Below are 13,987 nucleotides of genomic sequence, written 5' to 3' on the forward strand. Positions count from 1 at the left end.
GGGATCCCTCTCAGGTACTACTGGGGGGTGCGAACTCGCGTACTGAGGGGGGTGCGGACTCGCGTACGGGGGGCAGACCCGCGTACTGCCGGGGCGCGGACTCACGTACCACCGGAGTGCGGATTCACGTACTGGAAGGGTGCGGACCCGCGTACCACCGGGGCGCGGACTCACCCGGTCGGGCCGGGCTCACCAGGCCAGTTGCTCGATCTCCGCGACGACCACCGCGCAGGCGTCGGCCGCCGGGTCGACCGGGGCGAAGTGTCCGACGCCGTCGAGCAGCGTCACACCGACCAGCTCGCCCTCCTTGGCCGCCGCGTCCGCGAACGCGTCGGCGATCTGCGGCGGGACGGTGGCGTCCTCCCGGCCCTGGACCACCGTGGTCGCGATGCCGGTGGGGAGCAGCGCGGCCGGGTCGGCCCACTGCGTACGGACCGCGGCCGGGGTCTCCGCCGGCGCCGAACCCACAGCCGCCGAGCCCGCCGCCGCGGTGTCGGCCGACGCCAGGAACTGTTCCACCGCGCCCTCGCAGACCCCCAGTTCACGGGCGAGGCGCAAGTCCGCGAGCGGTGCCAGCGCGACCACTCCCCGGATGGGCGGCGTCGGCCGGTGCCAGGGTGCCTCCGGCGGCAGTACGTGCCGGGCCGCCGCCCACAGGGCGAGGTGGCCGCCGGCCGAGTGCCCGGTGAGGACGGTCCGCCGCAGGTCGGCGCGGGGAAGCGCGCACGGTACGAGCTCCGGCAGCGCGTCCAGGGCGGCGGCGATGTCGTCGAGCGTTTCGGGCCACCGGCCGGCGCTCACCGGGCCGGCGCCGCCCCGCCGGTACTCGACACTGGCGACCGCGAAACCCCGGCGGGCCAGGAGAGCCGCGAACGGCGAGAGGTACTGCCGGTCGACCCGCTGCCGCCAGGAACCGCCGTGCAGCACGACGACGAGCGGGACCGGCCCGCCACCGCCGTGCGGGGCGTAGAAGTCCACGATCTGGTCGGGGTGGTCGCCGTACGCGGCGGTGGCGTCGGGGGCGACGGCGGGGTGCGCGAGGACCGCATCGGCCTCTGCGTCGTCCGGCATACGGCTCCCACCTCTCTCTGTCCGGGGCCGGGCTGCCCTGTCGTGCTGTCCGGCTCTCTGTCCGGGGCCGGGCTGCCCTGTCGTGCTGTCCGGCTCTCTGTCCGGGGCCGGGCTGCCCTGTCGTGCTGTCCGGCTCTCTGTCCGGGCCGGGCTGCCCTGACCAGCCGGGACGCTATCAGGCCAGTACCTCCCCCAGAACGCGTGCGGCCCGCAGCGCATCGCCGAAACCGACGTAGAGCGGGGTGAACCCGAAGCGGAGGATGTCCGGCGGCCGGAAGTCCCCGACGATTCCGCGGGCGATCAGCTCCTTCATGACCGCCCCGGCGTTCTCGCACCTCAGCGACGCCTGGCTGCCCCGCTGTTCGGGGGCGACCGGTGTCACCGATTCGAGGCTGACGCACTCCAGGAAGAAGTCCGTCAGGGCGAGCGACTTGGCGCGGACCGCCTCGACCGTCACCCCTTCCCAGACGTCGAGCGCCGACTCCAGGGCCAGCATCGACAGGATGTCGGGGGTGCCGACCCGGCCGCGCGGGGCGCCGTCCGCCGGGGTGTATCCGGGCTCCATGCCGAACGGGTCGGCATGCGAGGTCCAGCCCGGCAGCGGTGAGTCGAAGGACGCCTGGAGGTCGGGGCGTACATACAGGAAGGCGGGCGAACCGGGGCCGCCGTTCAGGTACTTGTAGGTGCAGCCGACCGCGAAGTCGACCCGGTGGGCTTCGAGTCCGACCGGCAGCGCGCCCGCGCTGTGGCAGAGGTCCCAGACGGCCCTCGCGCCCGCCGCGTGCACGGCGGCCGTCACGGCCGGCAGGTCGTGCAGCCGCCCGGTGCGGTAGTCGACATGGTTGACCAGGACGGCGGCGGTACGCGGACCGACCGGATCGCCCGGCGTGTACGGGACGATCCGCCGGCCGGTCATCCGGGCCGCGGAACCGGCGATGTAGCCGTCCGTCGGGAAGGTCGTGGCGTCGACCAGGATCTCGTCGCGGTCCTCTCCGGCCGACCGGACGGCGGCCACAAGTGCCTTGAAGACGTTGACGCTTGTCGAATCGCCGACCACCACCGTGCCGGGCGCCGCACCGACGAGCGGCGCGATCCGGTCACCGACGCGCTCCGGCGCGGTCCACCAGCCGGACTCCTCCCAGGAGCGAATGCCCAGGGCGCCCCACTCGTGGGTGATGACCTGCTGCATCCGTGCGGGCACGTGCCGGGGCAGGGCGCCGAGGGAGTTCCCGTCGAGGTAGACCGTGCCGGGGTCGAGGGTGAACAGCTCCCGGAGCGGGGCCAGTCCGTCGGCGGCATCGAGCTCGGCAGCCCGGCGGGCCAGGGCGGACAGATCGGGAGCGGACTGCACCGGTGCGGGCTTCATCGGCAGATCCTCGGTGATCGGGGCGACGGGGCCGCCTGCGGGCCCGGTGCGGGCAGGGATTCCGGTCCGGGAAGGGGCTCCGGAGCGTGCTGAGGTCCAGGAGCGGGCAGCGGGCCGGGAGTGGGCAGCGCTTCGGTAGTGGGCAGAGGTTCGGGAATGGGCGTGTCAGACATGGCTGCGCGCCGTCCACAGCTCGGGGAACACGTTCTTCGTGGCGCGCTTCTCCAGCCAGGCGACCCCGGCCGAACCTCCCGTACCGGTCTTCGACCCCATCGCCCTGCGGGTTGCCACCAGATGGTCGTTGCGCCAGCGCCACACCAGCTCGCCGACATCGGTCAGCGCCTCACCGAGCCGGACCAGCGGGGAGTCCTGCTCCCCCGAGTACACCGCCGTCCAGACCGCCTCGACCTCGGGCGACGGCTCGTACTTCGCGGTCAGATCGCGCCGGAGCACGGAGTCGGGCACCGGCTGCCCCTGCCGGGCGAGGAACCGCAGGGCCTCGTCGTACAGGCTCGGCTCCTGGAGCGCCTTCTCCAGCTCGGCGTGGACGCGCGGCGCACCGCGGTGCGGGACCAGCATCGAAGCGGACTTGTCGCCAAGGAGGAACTCCAGCCTGCGGTACATCGCGGACTGAAAACCCGAGCCCTCACCGAGCGCGCCGCGGTACGCGTTGAACTGCGCGGGGGTGAGCTGGGCCAGCGGCTGCCAGGACTCATTGAGCGACCGCAGTTCGTACGTCGAGCGCTTCAGGGCCGCGAGGGCGACCGGCAGATCGTCGCCGCGCAGGGCGGCCCCGGCGGTCTCCCACTCATGGACGATCACGGTGAACCACAACTCCATCACCTGCGTGGTCACCAGGAAGACCATCTCGCCCGGATCGTCGGAGCGCAGATGCTGGAGGTGGGTGAGGACATCCGCCTGGACGTAGTCCTCGTACGGGGTGGTCCCCGCGAAGTCCAGATTCGGGGCCGGGTCGTGCGAAGGCGTAGACATCGCTGTCTCCTCGGTGGTGCTCCAGGTAGCGGTCCGCCCCTTCCGTAGACAGGTGGGCCCCGGTCCCCACCTTCATCATCAACGCGGAACCTGGTGCACGGCAAGACAAGCAAGGGCCGGACACGGTGGACGCAGGCGTCCGGTGTGTGTCCGGCCCTCGCCCGGCCCGGCGGGCCATACGCCAGGCCGGCGCTGCGGGGGACGCTCCGGTGAGCGCCCCTGGGGTGCTGCCGGGTCAGCCCAGCGTGTCCGCTGCGGCCGGCGAGGAGTCGCGCAGGAAGACCGTGCAGCGCTCGTACTCCTCGTCCTCACCGATCGACTGCGCGGCGCGGGCCAGGGCGTGCAGGGCCCGCAGGAAACCGCGGTTCGGCTCGTGGTCCCACGGCACGGGGCCGTGCCCCTTCCAGCCGGCCCGGCGCAGCGAGTCCAGCCCGCGGTGGTAGCCGGTCCGGGCGTAGGCGTACGACTCGACGACCCGCCCGTGCTCGAAGGCGTCGTCGGCGAGCTGCGCCCAGGCGAGTGAGGAGGTCGGGTACTTCGCCGCGACATCGGCGGGGGCGGTGCCGCCCGCGAGGAGCTCGCGGGGTTCGGGGTCGTCGGGCAGACGGGTCTCGGGAGGGCCCCCGAGCAGATTCTCGTGAATGGACATGGGTGCCAGTCTGCCTGGCCCCGGCGGATACAGCTGCCAGAGGAGGCAGGACCCGGCAGCACCGGGACCCCGGACCCGTCCGTGATACGGGCGCAAGCGGCCTGGGACGGCCGGGACTACGGCCGCGCCTCCGGCCGGACGGCCTGGACCGCGCGGACGAGGGCGTCCGCGCCCGCCTCCGCCTTCCCCCGGGGACAGCCCACATTGAGCCGGACAAAGCCCTCGGCGCGGTAGACCGTGCCCGGCATGATCGCCACCTTCTCCACCTCGATCAGCTGCCGCTGGAGCGCCGCGCTGTCGATACCCAGCGGGCGCAGATCGATCCAGGCGAGATATCCGGCCTGCGGTGGTGTCCAGCGCAGCTCGGGAAAGGCGGTGTTCAGCCGCTCGGCGAGCATCGACAGATTCGCCGCGGTGTACGCGCGCACCGCGTCCAGCCACTCCGCCCCGTGCCGGTAGGCCGCGATGTGCGCCGTCAGCGCGAGCACCGCGGGCGAGGCCAGCCCCTCGGCCGTCTCCATCCGGCGCAGGTACTCCGCCCGGTCGTCCGGGTCGCCGATCATGCCGTACGAGCCGGTCAGCGCCGGGAAGTTGAACGCCTTGCTGCCGGAGGTGATGAGCGCCCAGCGCCCCCTCCCGTACCGGGTCCAGGGCAGATGCCGGTGCCCCTCGTGCACGAAGTCGGCGTGGATCTCGTCGCAGATCACCGCCGTGCCGTACCGCTCGGCGAGTGCCGCGAACCGGGTCAGTTCCTCATGGGTCCACACCCGGCCGGTGGGGTTGTGCGGCGAGCAGAGCAGCAGGACCTTGCTGTCCGGCCGGGCGAGCTGCCGTTCCAGCTCCGCGTCGTCGTCCACCGGGCACCCCCGCAGCTCCCTGCGCAGGCCGGTGACGGCCTTGGTGAAGCCGTCGTAGGTGGGGGTGTGGACCACCACGCCGTCGCCCTCGTCCGTCCACATCCGCAGCAGCTGCGAGAGCTGGTTGAGCACGGAGGGCCCGTACACGACCCGTCCGGTGTCGACCGGGGTGTCGAAGCGGGTCGTGTACCAGTGGCGTATCGCGTCCAGGAACTCCCCGAGCCGCCAGTCGGTGTAGCCGAATACCCCGTGGTCGATCCGCTCGTGGAGGGCCGAGAGGACTTCGGGCGGGCAGCGGAAGTCCATGTCCGAGATGGTGAAGGGCAGCAGCTCGTCCACCCCGAACCGGTCCGCGACTCCGTCCCACTGGACGCTCCAGGAACCGCGCCGGTCGACGGCCGTGTCGAAGTCGTACCCGCGCTCGTGCTGGTATCCGTGCTCGCGCCGGTATCCGTGCTCGTGCCCGTTCCCGTTCTCGTGCTCCATGGGCGCCGCCCTCTCGCTGGTCTCCGGGGCCCGGGCCATAGGTCCTCGGCTCCGGTCTCCGGGTGCCGGGTTCCGGGTCCGCTGCGGTATGACACGGGCCCGGCACCCCTGGGCGGGATACCGGGCCCGGCATGACGGACGTACTACTTGATGCGGGTGCCCGTGGAGCGCAGGTTCGCGCAGGCCTCGGTGACGCGCTTCGCCATCCCGGCCTCGGCAGCCTTGCCCCAGGTGCGGGGGTCGTAGGTCTTCTTGGAGCCGACCTCGCCGTCGACCTTCAGAACACCGTCGTAGTTGCGGAAGACGTGGTCCACCACGGGACGCGTGAAGGCGTACTGGGTGTCCGTGTCCAGGTTCATCTTCACGACGCCGTTCTCCAGCGCGGTGGCGATCTCCTCAGCGGAGGATCCGGAGCCGCCGTGGAAGACGAAGTCGAAGGGCTGGCTGCCGGCGGCCTTGCCGTACTTGGCGGAGACGCCCTCCTGCAGGTCCTTCAGCAGCTCGGGACGGAGGACGACATTGCCCGGCTTGTAGACACCGTGCACGTTGCCGAAGGAGGCGGCCAGCAGATAGCGGCCCTTCTCACCAAGACCGAGCGCCTCGGCGGTACGCAGCGCGTCGTCGACCGTCGTGTACAGCGAGTCGTTGATCTCGTGGCTGACGCCGTCCTCCTCACCGCCGGTCGGGGTGATCTCGACCTCAAGAATGATCTTGGCGGCGGCAGCCTGCGCCAGCAGCTCCTGGCCGATGGCCAGGTTGTCGGCGAGGGTCTCGGCGGAACCGTCCCACATATGCGACTGGAAGAGCGGGTTGCGGCCGGCCTCGACCCGCTTGCGGGAGACCTCGATCAGCGGGCGGACATAGCCGTCGAGCTTGTCCTTGGGGCAGTGGTCCGTGTGCAGGGCGACCGTGACCGGGTACTTCTCGCCGACGATGTGCGCGAACTCGGCCAGGGCGACCGCTCCCGAGACCATGTCCTTCGAGTACTGGCCGCCCAGGAACTCCGCACCACCGGTGGAGATCTGGATGATGCCGTCGCTCTCGGCCTCGGCGAAGCCGCGCAGCGCCGCGTGCAAGGTCTGGGTCGAGGTCACGTTGATGGCCGGGTAGGCGAACTTGCCTGCCTTCGCCCGGTCGAGCATCTCGTTGTAGACCTCGGGGGTTGCGATGGGCATCTGTCCGCTCCTTGGGATGTGCGGGTGTGCGTAACTGGTCCCTGACCTGGGGGCGACGTCATCGTCGCCCCCATCCTTCCAGACTCCTGGCGCGGGTCCACCTGGCGTGGTGCCTTGACCCGGGCGACGGGGTGTGGTTTCACGTGAAACCACGCTCCGCGCTCAGCCCGTCACAGCCCGAGGTCGCCCTGGTTGTATGCGGAGATATACGGCACCCCGGCCTCGGCGATGACCTCGGCGGCGCCCGTGTCGCGGTCGACGATCGTGGCGACCGCCACCACCTCACCCCCGGCCTCGCGCACCGCCTCCACGGCGGTCATCGGAGATCCGCCCGTAGTGGTGGTGTCCTCGACCACCAGGACACGGCGGCCCTTGATGTCCGGGCCCTCGATGCGGCGCTGCATCCCGTGCGTCTTGGCGGCCTTGCGTACGACGAAGGCGTCCAGCGTCTTTCCGCGTGCGGCGGAGGCGTGCAGCATGGCGTCCGCGATCGGGTCGGCGCCCAGCGTCAGCCCGCCGACCGCGTCGAAGTCCAGCCCATCGGTCAGATCCAGCATCACCTGGCCGACCAGCGGCGCGGCCACGCCGTCCAGGGTGATCCGGCGCAGATCGATGTACCAGTCGGCTTCGATCCCCGAGGAGAGCGTCACCCTGCCGTGCACCACGGCCTTGTCCTTGATGTGCTGGAGCAGATCAGCGCGTACGTCAGTCATGCCCCCGAGCTTAATTGCGATGGCCCGGGGCTTCCTCGCGGTGGCCCGGAGCTTCCTCGCAGTGGCCCGCGAGCGGGCGCCCCCGGCTCGGGTCGGGGGCGCTCGTGGCCCGCCGACCGGTGGCCCCGGGCCACGGCGCCGATGGCTCAGGCATCAGAGCCGACGCCAGCTCCAGGTGGTCTCGATCTCCAGCGGGTCGATGGGCGTCACCAGCCGGGGCAGCGTGTTCAGACCGTTCGGCGGCCCCGACTGGGGCTCGACACAGACCGCCTCCGGCTGCTCGTCGTAGATCACGACCCATTCGTCGCGGCTGCGCACCGTCAGCTCCAGCTGCTCGGGCCAGGTGACGGTGACGTCCACACCGTCCGGCATCCCGAAGCAGTCGTCCCAGGGGCCGGGGAGGGGATCGATCCGCTTGCCCGTGGGCAGATGGTCGTCGCCGCGCTCCTCCTGCCAGGCGGGCTCGAAGCCGAGCTGTGCGTCGCCGCCGGCGCCCAGATTCCGGTTGAACCAGGGGTGCCAGCCGGCCTGCGCGGGGAACGAGTCGTCATAGGTCTCCACCCCGAGCGTGAGGGTCAGAGAGGACTCGGTCAGCTCGAATCTCTGGGTGACCCGGCCGGTGTACGGCCAGGGGTCGGCCAGATCGTAGGTGAACGCCGCCACACCGGGTCCGTCGCCGCTGCCGGGCCTGGCGGGCCGCCAGGCGGTGTTGCGCCCGGTCCCGTGGATGGCGTGCGGCGGGGAGTTCAGCGGCAGCTCATGCGGGGTGCCGCCGGTGCTGAACCGGCCGTACCCGGTACGGCCGCACCAGGGCACCATGGGGAAGCAGCCGAACTTGGCTCCCTGCCGCAGCAGTTCGGTGGAGCCGATACGGAGGCTGCGGATACGGCACCCGTTCTCGGGGCTCACGGTCAACTCGACGTCGCCGGCGGCGAGCCGGACCTCTTCGCTACTCACGCTCCGACCCTAACGGGACCGGGGCCGATCGGTTGCGCGGTTCAGCGCCGGCGCCGCAGGGCCCGGCTCACGACGACCGCCGATGCCAGGGCCAGCGCCGCCGCCGGGGCCGCCCAGCGCAGGGTCACCCCCGCCGTGCCCGACGAAGGAGCGGGCACCGGGGCGTAGCGGCCGCGGGGCGGAGCGTGGTCGACCTCCTCCGCGCTGCGGCCGATCATCGTGCGGCGGGCGTGCGCGGCCTCCACGGGCGGGCCGTCCCCGGCGAAGTCCGCGTCGGCCGCCGGGTCGAGCGACGGCGGCGGCACCTCCGCCTCGAACACGGACCCCCCGCCCTCGTCCTCGGTACCGCCGCTCCGGGATTCGCCGGAGCCCGACTCTTCGACGGAGCCCGGCTCCTCGGTGCCGGAATCGCTGGTGCCGGAATCGCTGGGCCCGGCGTCGCTGGGCCGGGAGTCGCCGGACCCGGAATCACCGGCCTCCGGACGGCCGCGCTCCGAGTCGCTGGACCCGGGGTCGCTGGAACGGGAATCGCCGGCCCCGGAATCACCCGACCCGGAATCACCGCTCGCGGAATCACCGGCCTCCGGACGGCCCGACCCGGAATCATCGTTCCGCGCCCCGGCCGAGGTGTCCGTTCGGGCCCCGGCCGAGGCATCCGCCTGTGCCTCCGCCCGTACGCGGTCGCCGAACCGGTCCAGCAGGCGGCGGGCCGCCGCGAGCACCGCATCAGGGGGAAGCTGCGCCAGACGGCCATCGGCCGCCCGAGCCGTTCCCGTACACCGCAGCGTGGTGCCCGCATCCGCGCCCGCACCACCGTCGGCCGCGGCACCACCCCCAGTACCACCGCCACCGCTTGCACCCCCACCGGCGCCATCCGCACCGGCCGCAGCGCCGCCACCCGCATCCGCGAGGCTCAGCTTCAGCGAGAGTTTCACCGATCCCGGGCCGCGCGCCTCCGTGCCCTCGCCGTCGACCTCGTAGCCGCCGTTCCGCTCCACGAGGCGCACGGTGCCGCGGAAGGTGATCGTGTGCCCGTCGATCCGGACCCTGAGCCGGCCCGCGAGACGGCCGCTCCCGGGGTCTGAACGGTCCGCGTCCTGTTGGAGCCCCGGTACACAGCGGGCCACACGGGCGGGGTCCGCCAGGACCCGTCGGACGGACTCTGCCGGAACCGGAACGAACACCTCATGCTCCATGGAAGCCGAGCCTACTCAGCCACGGCCGACGCGTCTGCCTTTCGGGCCGCGCCGGTGCGGCCCGCCCCGACCGAGACGCCCGCAGGACAGGACAACCCACACCCACACCCGCCCACATCCGCGCCCACCCACACCCACACCCGTCCACATCCGCGCCCACCCGCGCCCATCGCACCCTCCACCCCCACCCACGCCGTTCACCCGCCATAGCGCGGGTGCACCAGCGTCGACGGCGGCACATCCGGCGGACGGTCCGGCACACGCGACCAGGCGCCCGACACCGAGCGGCCCAGCTTCGGGTCCCGGCGGGCCGCCAGGACGAAGCCCCAGTCGCTGGGGGCCTTGCCCGCGCCCTTCGCCCGGTCGGGACCCGCCGCGAACCCCACGCCACGGCCCGACGCCCGGTACGGGACCGCCCGCAGCCCGGCCGCCCGCACCGTCGCGTCGACCGTCCAGAAACTGTCCGGACGGGTGCCGACCGGACCCGCGTGGACGGCCAGCCGGCCGCCCGGGGCCAGCACCCGCGACACCAGACCGTAGAACTCCTGCGAGTAGAGCTTGGTGCTCGCGGTGATCCCCGGGTCGGGAAGATCCGTGACCACCACGTCGTACCGCGGCCGCGGGGACCGCAGCCAGTTGAAGGCGTCACCCGTGACCACCCGCAGCCGCGGATCGCGGTACGCGTGCCCGTTGAGCGCCGAGAGCCCGGGATCGGTGCGGGCCAGCCGTTCGACACCGGGGTCCAGCTCGACCAGCGTCACCGACGCCACATCCCGGCGGCGCAGCACCTCACGGGCCGCGAGACCGTCGCCACCGCCCAGGATCAGTACGTTCCGGTGCGGGCCGCGCATCGCCGGGTCGACCAGCGCCCGGTGGTACTGCCGCTCGTCCGCGCCGTCGACCCGGAGCCTGCCGTCCAGGAAGAGATCCAGGGTGCCGTGCGCGGAGCGGGTCAGGACGATCTCCTGGACCCGGGTCTGCTCGGCGACCCGCACCTGCGCCCCGTACACCGCGCGCCGTGCCGCCAGTTCGAAGTCGCCGACCAGGGCTGTCGCCGTGGCCAGCACGGCGAGCACCAGCACATTCACCAGGATCAGCCACCACCGGCCCCGCGTCGTCAGATCGCGCCGGAAGAGCCACAGCACCAGTGCCCCGCCGACCACCGCGTTGACCGTGCCGGTGAGCAGCGCCCCGGTGAGCTGGCCGAGGAGGGGCAGCAGCAGGAACGGAAAGGCGAGGCCGCCGACCAGCGCCCCCACGTAGTCGGCCGCGAAGAGGTCTGCCACCGCGCCGCCCGCGTCCTGTCCCGACACCCGCTGGATCAGCGTCATCAGCAACGGGATCTCGGCGCCCATCAGCACCCCGATCGCCAGCGAGAACCCGACCAGCGCATACCGCGAACCGCCGCCGCCCGCCCAGGCGAACGACGCGTACAGCACGAGCGCCGAGCCGCCGCCGACCAGTGCCAGGGCCGCTTCGACCAGGCCGAACCCCACAGTGGCGCGGACCCGCAGCCGTTTGGCGAGGAGCGAGCCGATCCCCATCGCGAAGACCATCACGGAGAGCACGACGGACGCCTGGGTGACCGAGTCGCCGATCAAGTAGGAGGCGAGCGCGACGAGTTCGAGCTCGTAGACCAGTCCGCAGGCGGCACAGACGAAGACCGTGGCGAGCACCAGGAGCCTGCCGGTCCTCGGGCGTACGGAGAGCCGCGCGTCCTGGGTTTCGGGGGGCGCGGACTGGTCGATCATGCGACGAACGCTACGTTACGGAACGCACACAACTCGTCACCCACAAGGGTGCAATCAGGCTTCGACGGGGATACGCACCCCCACGCGCGTGCGGGTGACCACGAGTTGCCCCTCCTGCGGGTACGCGTGCCAGGTGCGCCAGTGCACCTGCCCCTCGCTCCGCTGCGCGAGCATCGCGGTGAAGGCGTGCGGAGAGCCGGGAAACGTACCGGCGATAGCGTTCGGGTGGTCGGCGACCAGCGCGAGCAACTCCTGTGCGCGGCCCGCGAATGAGCATTCCGAGAGCGTCTCGACGCAGGCCGCGAACTCGTACCCCCAGTCACCGACGCGTTCCGCGACGCCGAGCGGTAAGGGGGTGCTGCTTCCCGGGATGCAGGCGACGGTCTCGGAGCAGGTGCCGCCCTCCTCCTCCAGAAGCACCTGGTGGGAGGCGCCGAGAAGCCTCATCTGGATTCTGGCGCCGCCGAGTTGGAGATCGAGGACCGCGAGCGCGGGCAGCGGTTCGCGGCCCAGCGCCCAGGCCAGATCGGCGGCACGGGTGTCGGTGTAGGCAGTACTGAGGGTCGTGAGCATGGGTGGGCTCCGCAAACACACAATCGGCAGATGGACGGGGTTCTCCCCGGAGCAGGTGTCAGGGAAAGAGACGCCGGCATGGGCCACGGTCAGGTCTCAGGTCCGAGGGCTGCTTCTTCTCACCTGGAGGGAATCACGAAGTACGCGACGCTCACAGCGCTTTTACCCAACTTGGCGGGGTTTCCATCCCCCCGGGGGCTCCGCTGTTCATACGTTCAACAAACTGACGGTGAGGGGGATACGGGGTGTGCCGTGAGGTGAGTGGTGGGGCCGGCCGGACGGTGTGGTGCCGGGCCGCGAACAGCTGAGAGCTGGGTCACAGGGGGTAGTTCATGGAGCGGTTCAGAGGCCGGTCCGGAGCCCGACAAGAGCCCGACAAGAAGGTCAGCAAGTACGGGTCGGACCGCAACCGAATCCACGCGCCCAACCCGAAGGCGCCCGCCGGGAATTGACCCCGGCGGGCGCCCCTGGAGCACGGACTCGGGTCAGCTGGAGCCGCCGCCGCAGCCGCCGCCACCCCCGCACGACGAACCACCACCGCACGAAGAGCCCCCGCCGCACGACGAGTGGCCGCCGCCGCAGGAGTGGTGTCCACCGGAGTGGCCACCGGAGTGATGGTGCCCCGAGCCGCCGCCCCATCCGTTGTCCGCGGCCCACCAGCTGCCGCCCCCCGCCGTGCCGCCCGCCGCGGATGAACGGCGGGCCCGGCCCTTGCGCCCGCCGCCCCGCTTCCGGTCCGCGGACACCAGCGCGAACACCACGATCAACACCACTGCCAAGATGAAAACGCCCATGGCCCTCACCTCTCCTCCGTCCGGCGGAACGGGACCCCCCGTCGGTCCCCGCTTCGGCTGCCGGGCTTCTCGTGTGACAGACCCATCCCCGGTACGCGCGGGCTCAAGCAGGAGTTGAGGAAGTCCAGAGGTTCGGCGCAGGCTGGCCGCCATGACCACTACGGGAAGCTCCACGGGACACGCAGGCGGACGGCCGCTGCTCAACCGCCGGCTCGACGGCCTCGGCACGACCATCTTCGCGGAGATGTCCGCGCTGGCCACCGCCACCGGCGCGATCAACCTGGGGCAGGGATTCCCGGACACCGACGGCCCCGAGGAGGTCCGCGAGGCGGCGGTCCGTGCGCTGCGCGAAGGCAGGGGCAACCAGTACCCGCCGGGTCCGGGCATCCCCGAGCTCCGCTCGGCCGTCGCCGACCACCAGCACCGTTTCTACGGCATCGGCCTCGACCCCGATACGGAGGTCCTGGTCACCGCGGGGGCCACCGAGGCCATCGCCGCCGCGATGCTGGCCCTGCTGGAACCGGGCGACGAGGTCATCGCGTTCGAGCCGTTCTACGACTCGTACTCCGCCTGCATCGCCATGGCGGGCGCCGTCCGCGTACCCCTGACGCTGCGCGCGCCGGACTTCCGCCCCGACCTCGACGCACTGCGGGACGCCGTCACCCCACGCACCCGGCTGCTGCTCCTCAACTCCCCGCACAACCCCACCGGCATGGTGCTGAGCCCCGACGAGCTGACGGCCATCGCGGAACTGGCCCGCGAACGCGACCTGCTCGTGGTCACCGACGAGGTCTACGAGCACCTGGTCTTCGACGGCGCCCACCACCCCATCGCGGCCCTCCCCGGCATGCGCGAGCGCACGGTCTCCATCTCCTCCGCCGGCAAGACGTTCTCGTTCACGGGATGGAAGGTCGGCTGGGTCACCGGCTCCCCCGCCCTGGTCGCGGCGGTGCGCACGGCGAAGCAGTATCTGACCTATGTGAGCGCGGGCCCCTTCCAGTACGCCGTCGCCGAGGCCCTGCGGCTCCCGGACAGCTACTTCACCACCCTGCGGACCGACATGCGGCGCAAGCGCGACCTGCTCGACGCGGGGCTGCGGTCCGCCGGATTCACCGTGTACGAGCCGCAGGGCACGTACTTCATCACGACGGACGTCGCACCGTTCGGGGAGAAGGACGCGCTGGCGTTCTGCCGGGCGCTGCCGGAGCGCTGCGGTGTGGTGGCGGTGCCGAGCTCAGTGTTCTACGACGACCCCGAGCCGGGCCGCAGCCAGGTGCGCTTCACGTTCTGCAAGCGGAAGGGTGTATTGGAAGAGGCGGTTACCCGCCTCAAGCGATTGACAGTCTGACAGGGGGGCGCGAAAAGAACGCCGCCGGTTCGCTTCGGGGTGCGGGACCTGCTCAAGC

The 13,987-nt window shown here is 72.0% G+C and carries 13 protein-coding genes; 1 reads left to right on the forward strand and 12 read right to left on the reverse strand.

What is annotated here, in order from left to right; genetic code table 11:
- Window positions 1–189: 189 nt before the first annotated feature.
- From ACWGKJ_RS10160 to ACWGKJ_RS10215, 12 genes are all read right to left on the reverse strand, one after another.
- A complete protein-coding gene (locus ACWGKJ_RS10160) occupies window positions 190–1,071 on the reverse strand; it encodes an alpha/beta hydrolase (RefSeq protein WP_385022615.1) in 882 nt (293 codons plus the stop codon).
- A gap of 175 nt (window positions 1,072–1,246) precedes the next feature.
- On the reverse strand, window positions 1,247–2,404 hold the full coding sequence (locus ACWGKJ_RS10165) for a kynureninase (RefSeq protein ID WP_385022761.1): 1,158 nt from the start codon (window positions 2,402–2,404) through the stop codon (window positions 1,247–1,249).
- 198 nt (window positions 2,405–2,602) lie between these two features.
- Window positions 2,603–3,430, reverse strand: coding sequence for a tryptophan 2,3-dioxygenase family protein (locus ACWGKJ_RS10170; RefSeq protein WP_385022612.1), 828 nt, complete (start codon window positions 3,428–3,430; stop codon window positions 2,603–2,605).
- 235 nt (window positions 3,431–3,665) lie between these two features.
- A complete protein-coding gene (locus ACWGKJ_RS10175; protein WP_266854942.1) occupies window positions 3,666–4,079 on the reverse strand; it encodes a DUF3151 domain-containing protein in 414 nt (137 codons plus the stop codon).
- A gap of 116 nt (window positions 4,080–4,195) precedes the next feature.
- The gene (locus ACWGKJ_RS10180) at window positions 4,196–5,422 is read right to left on the reverse strand and encodes a MalY/PatB family protein (RefSeq protein WP_385022608.1); all 1,227 of its coding nucleotides are present in this window, start codon (window positions 5,420–5,422) and stop codon (window positions 4,196–4,198) included.
- A gap of 143 nt (window positions 5,423–5,565) precedes the next feature.
- A complete protein-coding gene (gene fbaA, locus ACWGKJ_RS10185) occupies window positions 5,566–6,597 on the reverse strand; it encodes a class II fructose-bisphosphate aldolase (protein ID WP_385022605.1) in 1,032 nt (343 codons plus the stop codon).
- A gap of 170 nt (window positions 6,598–6,767) precedes the next feature.
- Window positions 6,768–7,310 carry an orotate phosphoribosyltransferase gene (pyrE, locus tag ACWGKJ_RS10190; protein WP_385022602.1) on the reverse strand — a complete coding sequence of 181 codons (543 nt, stop codon included), beginning with the start codon at window positions 7,308–7,310 and terminating at the stop codon, window positions 6,768–6,770.
- 153 nt (window positions 7,311–7,463) lie between these two features.
- Window positions 7,464–8,267, reverse strand: coding sequence for an aldose epimerase family protein (locus ACWGKJ_RS10195; RefSeq protein ID WP_385022599.1), 804 nt, complete (start codon window positions 8,265–8,267; stop codon window positions 7,464–7,466).
- Between the two features lie 41 nt (window positions 8,268–8,308).
- Window positions 8,309–9,463: an SRPBCC family protein gene (locus ACWGKJ_RS10200; RefSeq protein ID WP_385022597.1), complete on the reverse strand. Its 1,155-nt coding sequence runs from the start codon at window positions 9,461–9,463 to the stop codon at window positions 8,309–8,311.
- Between the two features lie 197 nt (window positions 9,464–9,660).
- Window positions 9,661–11,214: a polyamine aminopropyltransferase gene (locus ACWGKJ_RS10205; protein ID WP_385022594.1), complete on the reverse strand. Its 1,554-nt coding sequence runs from the start codon at window positions 11,212–11,214 to the stop codon at window positions 9,661–9,663.
- 54 nt (window positions 11,215–11,268) lie between these two features.
- Window positions 11,269–11,787: a DUF2617 family protein gene (locus tag ACWGKJ_RS10210; RefSeq protein ID WP_385022591.1), complete on the reverse strand. Its 519-nt coding sequence runs from the start codon at window positions 11,785–11,787 to the stop codon at window positions 11,269–11,271.
- A 485-nt stretch (window positions 11,788–12,272) separates the two neighbouring features.
- Window positions 12,273–12,581, reverse strand: a complete 309-nt coding sequence (locus ACWGKJ_RS10215; RefSeq protein WP_385022588.1) for a hypothetical protein — start codon at window positions 12,579–12,581, stop codon at window positions 12,273–12,275.
- Window positions 12,582–12,732: 151 nt separating this feature from the next.
- On the opposite strand from ACWGKJ_RS10215, the gene ACWGKJ_RS10220 reads away from it, so the two are divergent.
- Complete coding sequence (locus ACWGKJ_RS10220; protein WP_385022585.1) at window positions 12,733–13,929, forward strand: pyridoxal phosphate-dependent aminotransferase; 1,197 nt, start codon at window positions 12,733–12,735, stop codon at window positions 13,927–13,929.
- Window positions 13,930–13,987 lie beyond the last annotated feature (58 nt).

This window comes from Streptomyces sp. NPDC054757, from assembly GCF_053612185.1.

Coding starts and splice junctions, on each gene's coding strand:
- ACWGKJ_RS10170 (WP_385022612.1), bottom strand. CDS start 3,430: ATGTCTACGCCTTCGCACGACCCGGCCCCGAATCTGGACTTCGCGGGG.
- ACWGKJ_RS10160 (WP_385022615.1), bottom strand. CDS start 1,071: ATGCCGGACGACGCAGAGGCCGATGCGGTCCTCGCGCACCCCGCCGTC.
- pyrE (WP_385022602.1), bottom strand. CDS start 7,310: ATGACTGACGTACGCGCTGATCTGCTCCAGCACATCAAGGACAAGGCC.
- ACWGKJ_RS10220 (WP_385022585.1), top strand. CDS start 12,733: ATGACCACTACGGGAAGCTCCACGGGACACGCAGGCGGACGGCCGCTG.
- ACWGKJ_RS10175 (WP_266854942.1), bottom strand. CDS start 4,079: ATGTCCATTCACGAGAATCTGCTCGGGGGCCCTCCCGAGACCCGTCTG.
- ACWGKJ_RS10200 (WP_385022597.1), bottom strand. CDS start 9,463: ATGGAGCATGAGGTGTTCGTTCCGGTTCCGGCAGAGTCCGTCCGACGG.
- fbaA (WP_385022605.1), bottom strand. CDS start 6,597: ATGCCCATCGCAACCCCCGAGGTCTACAACGAGATGCTCGACCGGGCG.
- ACWGKJ_RS10215 (WP_385022588.1), bottom strand. CDS start 12,581: ATGGGCGTTTTCATCTTGGCAGTGGTGTTGATCGTGGTGTTCGCGCTG.
- ACWGKJ_RS10205 (WP_385022594.1), bottom strand. CDS start 11,214: ATGATCGACCAGTCCGCGCCCCCCGAAACCCAGGACGCGCGGCTCTCC.
- ACWGKJ_RS10210 (WP_385022591.1), bottom strand. CDS start 11,787: ATGCTCACGACCCTCAGTACTGCCTACACCGACACCCGTGCCGCCGAT.
- ACWGKJ_RS10180 (WP_385022608.1), bottom strand. CDS start 5,422: ATGGAGCACGAGAACGGGAACGGGCACGAGCACGGATACCGGCGCGAG.